This window comes from Acinetobacter sp. TUM15064, assembly GCF_008980265.1.
GTDB lineage: Bacteria > Pseudomonadota > Gammaproteobacteria > Pseudomonadales > Moraxellaceae > Acinetobacter.
Map to the genome: position 1 here is coordinate 1 of NZ_BKFU01000097.1, position 6852 is coordinate 6852.

General features: G+C 37.4%; 7 protein-coding genes. 6 read left to right on the top strand and 1 reads right to left on the bottom strand.

What is annotated here, in order from left to right; genetic code table 11:
* Positions 1-853: 853 nt before the first annotated feature.
* Complete coding sequence (locus tag GBI16_RS17110; RefSeq protein WP_119062838.1) at positions 854-1123, bottom strand: phage protein NinX family protein; 270 nt, start codon at positions 1121-1123, stop codon at positions 854-856.
* A 431-nt stretch (positions 1124-1554) separates the two neighbouring features.
* Here GBI16_RS17110 and GBI16_RS17115 point away from each other — a divergent pair, with 431 nt between their 5' ends.
* The 6 genes from GBI16_RS17115 to GBI16_RS17140 all read left to right on the top strand — a co-directional run.
* Positions 1555-1758 carry a hypothetical protein gene (locus GBI16_RS17115; RefSeq protein ID WP_086207640.1) on the top strand — a complete coding sequence of 68 codons (204 nt, stop codon included), beginning with the start codon at positions 1555-1557 and terminating at the stop codon, positions 1756-1758.
* Between the two features lie 144 nt (positions 1759-1902).
* The gene (locus GBI16_RS17120) at positions 1903-2337 is read left to right on the top strand and encodes an I78 family peptidase inhibitor (protein WP_086207639.1); all 435 of its coding nucleotides are present in this window, start codon (positions 1903-1905) and stop codon (positions 2335-2337) included.
* Positions 2338-2444: 107 nt separating this feature from the next.
* Positions 2445-2804, top strand: coding sequence for a hypothetical protein (locus GBI16_RS17125; protein WP_086207638.1), 360 nt, complete (start codon positions 2445-2447; stop codon positions 2802-2804).
* Positions 2805-2923: 119 nt separating this feature from the next.
* Positions 2924-3193, top strand: coding sequence for a hypothetical protein (locus GBI16_RS17130; RefSeq protein ID WP_086207637.1), 270 nt, complete (start codon positions 2924-2926; stop codon positions 3191-3193).
* 293 nt (positions 3194-3486) lie between these two features.
* Complete coding sequence (locus GBI16_RS17135) at positions 3487-6126, top strand: bifunctional aconitate hydratase 2/2-methylisocitrate dehydratase (RefSeq protein WP_086207636.1); 2640 nt, start codon at positions 3487-3489, stop codon at positions 6124-6126.
* Positions 6127-6198: 72 nt separating this feature from the next.
* On the top strand, positions 6199-6852 hold a 654-nt coding region (locus GBI16_RS17140), incomplete at its 3' end, for a PD-(D/E)XK nuclease family protein (RefSeq protein ID WP_171494580.1).

Here is a 6852-nt window from a genome sequence, read left to right on the forward strand (position 1 = left end):
TGGTACTGAATATAATATTCAAGCAACAGTTGATAAGTCTATTGTAGACCTACAAGATCACTCAAATTTAAAATATATTACTTTTGAAGGTGAGGATATTCGCCCTAGTTTTGAAATGTTTTTTCAGAGCCTTGAAAGTAGTAAGATTTTTAAGTTAATTTAATGGTTATGAACAAAGAAAATTTGAATTTTTTATTTGATTTGAAATATATGAAAGCTGTTTTTTACATTTTAAAATCATATATTTGGGTTTTTGTTTTATGTGTATCTATTATTTTAACTAGTATCATACACAATGATGTTGTTGATACTATTTTGACTATTTTAAACTTTTTTATTGTTTTTAGAATTATTTTTGTGCTGCATGTAAAAATTATAAAGTCCATCTTCGAAATTTGTAGCCCTTAAAAAGCTCTTATTTTCAAGCATCAATAGAATAATGAAACCATGACATATCACTCCCTCTGTCATGGTTTTTTGTTGCCTCTTCATAACTCATATACATGTTTGTTATTATATTTCACTTCCCAATTTTTAGAAGTTTGCACACATAGACTTATCCTTTCTAATTTTTATAACTAATGCTTAAATAGATCATGAACTTTTCTGGGGAAGAGTGGAACAAGCGTTTACAAGTAGTTAATACACAAAAAGAAATGAATAAAAAATACAATTTGGAGATTTCCTATAAGCACGAGGTTCTTTATCAACGCTACCTGACAGGTCAGATAGACCATGAAGAGTTCAAAGAAGAAGTAATGTCGTTAAATAAGTAAATAGATTTTAATAAAAGTGTTATTACATGAGCTATCTAGCCATTACTTCTTAATGGCTTTTTCAAATGATCAAAATGTCATTTGAAATCAGCTCCCAATTTCTTCTCGATGTAGCACTTCACCACAGCTTCAATTGCAGTATTACCAACTTGTTCAGCTTCTCGACTATCAGCACGAGGACCAACATAAAAAGCAGTCCATCTTGAATATGATCGCACTAAGCTAATTTTTTCTTTTTCGATTAGCTTTCCACAGAACTCCCAGTCGATCACTGACACTGACTTTACTTTCATTGCTTTAGAGAGAGCATAAGGAAGTTGGTTGGGTGTTAGATCTGATACTTTCATATTTAATAAGTTCCATCTATCAACCACAAAAATTACGATGACTATATATAGGTATAATCAAAACGAAAAAATGTAGACTGATATGTAGACTGTTGAGTTATAGATGTAGACTACTATATATAGTCATTGCAAAGTATAAGCTAAGTTCAATATCACTGTTTACAACTACTTATAGTTATTGATTGCCAAATACATTAAATGCCAAACAATAGTCACAGAACTGGAAGTTCTAACGCATCTATTTCCAGATAAGCCTACATTGATGTGGGCTTATCTTCGGTCAAATGGCGCATTATTTTTCAGAATAAATAGTCTTTGTGTAGATGAATAAAATCTATAAATAACAGACAGAAGATACTTAAAATCAATTAAGCCATATTAAAAGTAGGTGTATAGTAAATGGACTAGCTAAATTAAGAGTGAAGATCATAATGCCAATCAAATTTGTAATGCGTTTTGCTGCAATTCTATTTTCCGTTTTAATTTTGGTGGCACTTGCTATTCAATTTTTCTTTGATCCTCACTATACCGTGATTTTTTGGATTTTTTCCGTACCATTCATTTTAGGTACGCCAATTTTGGCTTCGGTCGTTTTAGCGAAAAATGAAGAGCTGGATATCCATTCAGTTAACTAAAACAGGCTTAACAAGGCAAGTTTTAAGTATAAGAAGTCCATCTTTTGATGGGCTTTTCTTTTTTGTTCAATATTTTGCAAAACTCGCACAGTTTCATTCGTGCTTATTTGCTATGTTGATCTTTTATTTAAAGAAATCCCCTTTATGAAAAAAACTGTAATGCTCGGATTGATTGTGGCAGCTTTGTCTGGTTGTAGTACTGCACAAAAGAATGAAGCAGAAAAGCCCAATATTGGTATGGCAAATCCTGCCAGTACTTTTTGTATTGAACAGGGTGGCAAATTAGAGACTCGAAAAGAAGCGAATGGTGAAGTGGGATATTGTCATTTGCCCAATGGTCAAGTTATTGAAGAGTGGGCACTGTTCCGTGCTAGCCAGAGCAAATGTGTCGCAGAGCAAGCGACAGCCTTGATTGGTCAGTCGAATTTAACGGAAGCGCAGATTAAGCAAAAAACCAGTGCGAAGATCGTGCGTTTAGTCCAACCTGGGCAGCCAGTCACGATGGATTATCGTGAAGACCGAGTGACAGTAACGGTTGATCCAAAGACCAATAAAGTAGTTCAAGCGAACTGCGGTTAATTTGCTCAGTCAAAAAGCCCAAATCTGGGCTTTTTGACATTTAAAGCAGGGGAATGGTTCTTCATTTTTAAAAGTTTGATTATGATAGGGCACATAGGAGAGTTGTAATGAAAAAGTTATTTGTTTTGGCTGCTGCCATTGCTTTGGTGGGTTGTGCAGAAAAAAAACCGTTAACGCCAGAAGAACAATGGCATGGCTATTGTAAAAGTGTAGGAAATGCAGCACGTTCGATTATGCTAGATCGTCAAAATGCAATTGAAAAAGATAAAGCAATTGAACATGCCAATAAGGTAGAAGATGCGACGACCAAAGCATTTATCTTAGATATTATTGAGCATGTATATGCTTTGCCTGAAGCGGACATTAAGAGCGATATTGAAGGGGCACGAGAAAAAGTTCGTGCAGCATACACTGAAAAATGTATAGCGACCCCTCATAAAGACATGCCAGATTACAAACCGTTCTAATGAACGGTTTTTTATTTTAAGTTGGTATTTTTTTGTGACAAAACACTAAATCATATATATAGAAAAGCATATAAAAATAAAGAATAATGAAAAGAGAACAAAAACGAGAGGAGCAGAAAATGGAAGTTGTCGGCTATTTAAATCAAGCAGATTTACTCTTGGAAGATGAAAATGGCGTGGCCGTGATTGGTGGAGGGCACTATGTCCTTAGCTTGGGTGATCAGGTTTACTTTAAACAAGCCCTTGAACATGAACCTACACGGTTTTTGGTTCAAATTTCATTTGCCGGTTCGGCGCACCAAAACTTACATGACGACGAAATTCAGATGAAATTTGAAGGATGTCGGGAAAGTTTTAAGCAATATATTCAAGCCACAACAGTACACTAAGGTTGAATACTTATATTTGGAAAAAAAAGGCAACATGAGTTGCCTTTTTGTTTTTAAATACCAGTCCAAAGTTAATGTGTTAAAGACTGAGCAATTAGCAGTAAATGTGGTATTCATTGTGCAATCGGTATGAACATCATTTAGTTAGAAAATAATGGGCATCACGAAGAAACACGCTGCTTGCATTAACTTTTAACTGGAATTTTAGTAAAATTTAGCAGTCCATATTATTTACGTAGCTTTAATTAAAGCAGGAATACGTAAATAATTTTTTAAAAAAGAGGAATAACACCGTGCTAGAAGCTTACCGCCAACACGTTGCAGAACGTGCCGCACTCGGAGTCCCACCGAAGCCACTTGACGATGCTCAAACAGCTGCATTAGTTGAATTATTAAAAAACCCACCAGCTGGCGAAGAAGCATTTTTAGTTGATTTACTAGAAAACCGTGTTCCAGCGGGTGTTGACCAAGCTGCATACGTTAAAGCTGCATTCTTAGCTGCTTTGGCTAAAGGCGAAGCGACTTCACCATTAGTTTCTAAAGAACGTGCGGTTTACTTACTAGGCACTATGCTTGGTGGTTATAACGTTGCTCCTTTAGTTGCACTTCTTGATGATGCTGAACTTGCTGAATTAGCAGCTGAAGCACTCAAGAAAACGCTTCTTGTATTTGATGCATTCCATGACGTTGCAGATAAAGCAAAAGCGGGTAACACGAATGCACAAGCGGTTATGCAATCTTGGGCTGACGCTGAATGGTTCACGACTCGTAAAGATGTTCCTACTGAAATCAAACTTACAGTTTTCAAAGTAACTGGCGAAACCAACACTGATGACTTGTCACCTGCACAAGACGCTTGGAGCCGTCCAGATATTCCATTGCATGCAAATGCAATGTTGAAAAACGTACGTGACGGTATCAACCCAGAAGTTCCTGGTGAAGTTGGTCCATTAAACCAAATCAAAGACTTGATCGCAAAAGGCAACCAAGTTGCATACGTTGGTGACGTTGTTGGTACAGGTTCATCTCGTAAATCTGCAACGAACTCTGTACTTTGGTTCTTCGGTGACGAAATTGCGCACATCCCGAACAAAAAAGACGGTGGTTACTGCTTAGGTTCTAAAATCGCTCCGATTTTCTTTAACACAATGGAAGATGCTGGCGCGTTGCCAATCGAAATTGATGTTGCAAACATGAACATGGGCGATGAAATCGTTCTTAACATTGATCATGCTGCTGCAAAAGTAACTGCAACCAAAGACGGCGCAGTAATTGCTGATGCTGAACTTAAAACTCCAGTACTTCTAGACGAAGTACGTGCAGGTGGTCGTATCAACCTAATCGTTGGTCGTGGCTTAACTGCTAAAGCACGTGAAGCTTTAGGCCTTGCTCCATCTACGTTATTCCGTACTCCAGTTCAACCTGCTGCTACTGGCAAAGGTTTCACTCAAGCACAGAAAATGGTTGGTCGCGCATGTGGTCTTCCTGAAGGTCAAGGCGTACTTCCAGGTACTTACTGTGAACCTAAGATGACAACTGTTGGTTCGCAAGATACCACTGGTCCAATGACTCGTGACGAATTGAAAGACTTAGCTTGCCTAGGCTTCTCTGCTGACCTAGTTATGCAATCTTTCTGTCACACAGCTGCATATCCAAAGCCAGTTGACGTTCAAATGCAACACTCGCTTCCTGATTTCATCATGAACCGTGGCGGTGTATCTCTACGTCCAGGTGACGGTATTATCCACTCTTGGTTAAACCGTATGCTTCTTCCAGATACCGTTGGTACTGGTGGTGACTCACATACACGTTTCCCAATTGGTATTTCATTCCCAGCGGGTTCTGGTCTTGTAGCATTCGCTGCTGCGACTGGTGTTATGCCATTAGACATGCCTGAATCTGTACTTGTTAAGTTCAAAGGTAAAATGCAACCTGGTATCACACTACGTGACCTTGTACATGCAATTCCTTACGTTGCGATTCAGCAAGGTGACTTAACTGTAGAGAAGAAAGGTAAGAAAAACATCTTCTCTGGCCGTATCCTTGAGATCGACTTAACAGAAATGGAAACTGACCTCACTGTTGAACAAGCATTCGAACTTTCTGATGCGTCTGCTGAACGTTCTGCTGCGGGTTGTTCTATTACACTTTCTGAAGAGAAAGTTGCTGAATACTTGAAATCAAACATCACAATGTTGAAGTGGATGATTTCTGAAGGTTATGGCGATGCGCGTACGATGGCTCGTCGTGTAGAGAACATGGAAAAATGGTTAGCGAACCCATCACTTCTTAAAGCTGATGCTGATGCTGAATACACGAAAGTGTATGAAATTGACCTTGCGACAATTACTGAACCAGTTCTTTGCTGCCCGAATGACCCAGATGATGCGAAATTGCTTTCTGATGTTCAAGGCGTGAAAATTGACGAAGTATTCGTTGGTTCATGTATGACTAACATCGGTCACTTCCGCGCAACTGGTAAGTTGTTAGAGAAAGTTCCTGGTGGCGTACTTTCAACTCGTTTGTGGATTGCTCCGCCTACGCGTATGGACGAACGTCAATTGATGGAAGAAGGTTTCTACAATACTTATGGTAAAGCTGGCGCGCGTACTGAAATGCCAGGTTGTTCATTGTGTATGGGTAACCAAGCACGCGTAGCTCCGAACACTACTTGTGTATCGACTTCTACGCGTAACTTCCCGAACCGTTTAGGTCAAGGTGCGAACGTTTACTTAGCTTCTGCTGAACTTGCATCTGTTGCTGCTGTACTTGGTAAATTACCAACTCCAGAAGAATATCAACAGTATGCAGCTCAGATTGATAGCATGTCTGCTGACATCTACCAATACTTAAGCTTCGACAAGATGACAGACTATACTAAACCTGCATCTGAGATTGATACGAAGAAAATTGCTGCTGCTCAGTTGACTTAATTCTTTGTTAATTAAGCAATAAGCGGTATAAGATAAGGGCTGAGTAATCAGCCCTTATTTTTTGAGTAGAAAATGCAAGAATATATAAGAAAATTAATATCCCAAACGATAGCGTTAATTGAAAAAAATAAAAGTCATGGAAATGAGTTTAATTTACTAAAAATATCAGGTATGGGGAGTAGTGAGGTTTTTACTCATACTCCAATTTTAAAGGAGTTATTAGATCCACGCGGTTCACATGGCCAAGGAAATTTATTTTTAAAAAGTTTTATTGATTCTTTTTGTTCTGAATTTATAGTTGACGAGTTCGTTCAAATAAAAAAAGAGCAACGTGTTGGCGATAAAAAGAAAAGTTATGGTCAAATTGATTTAATTATTTCAAATAAAACACAAATTTTAATTATTGAAAATAAAATTTATGCCGAAGATCAAGTTAAGCAATTGAATAGATATTATGAATATTGTGAAAGTACCAAGAAGCAACAATTTATGATTTATTTAACATTGGACGGCAAAGAACCAAGTCAATTTTCATTAGGAAATATAAAAAATGTAGATGGAAAATATTTCTTGAATGATGGTGAAAATCAACAAAATATATATTTGAAATGCTTGAGTTACCAAACAGATATTATTTTTTGGTTGAAAAACATTCAATCTGCAATTGGTAAAGCATCGAATCTTGTAGCTGCAATTCAGCAGTATATCAACTTGTTGAAAATGCTA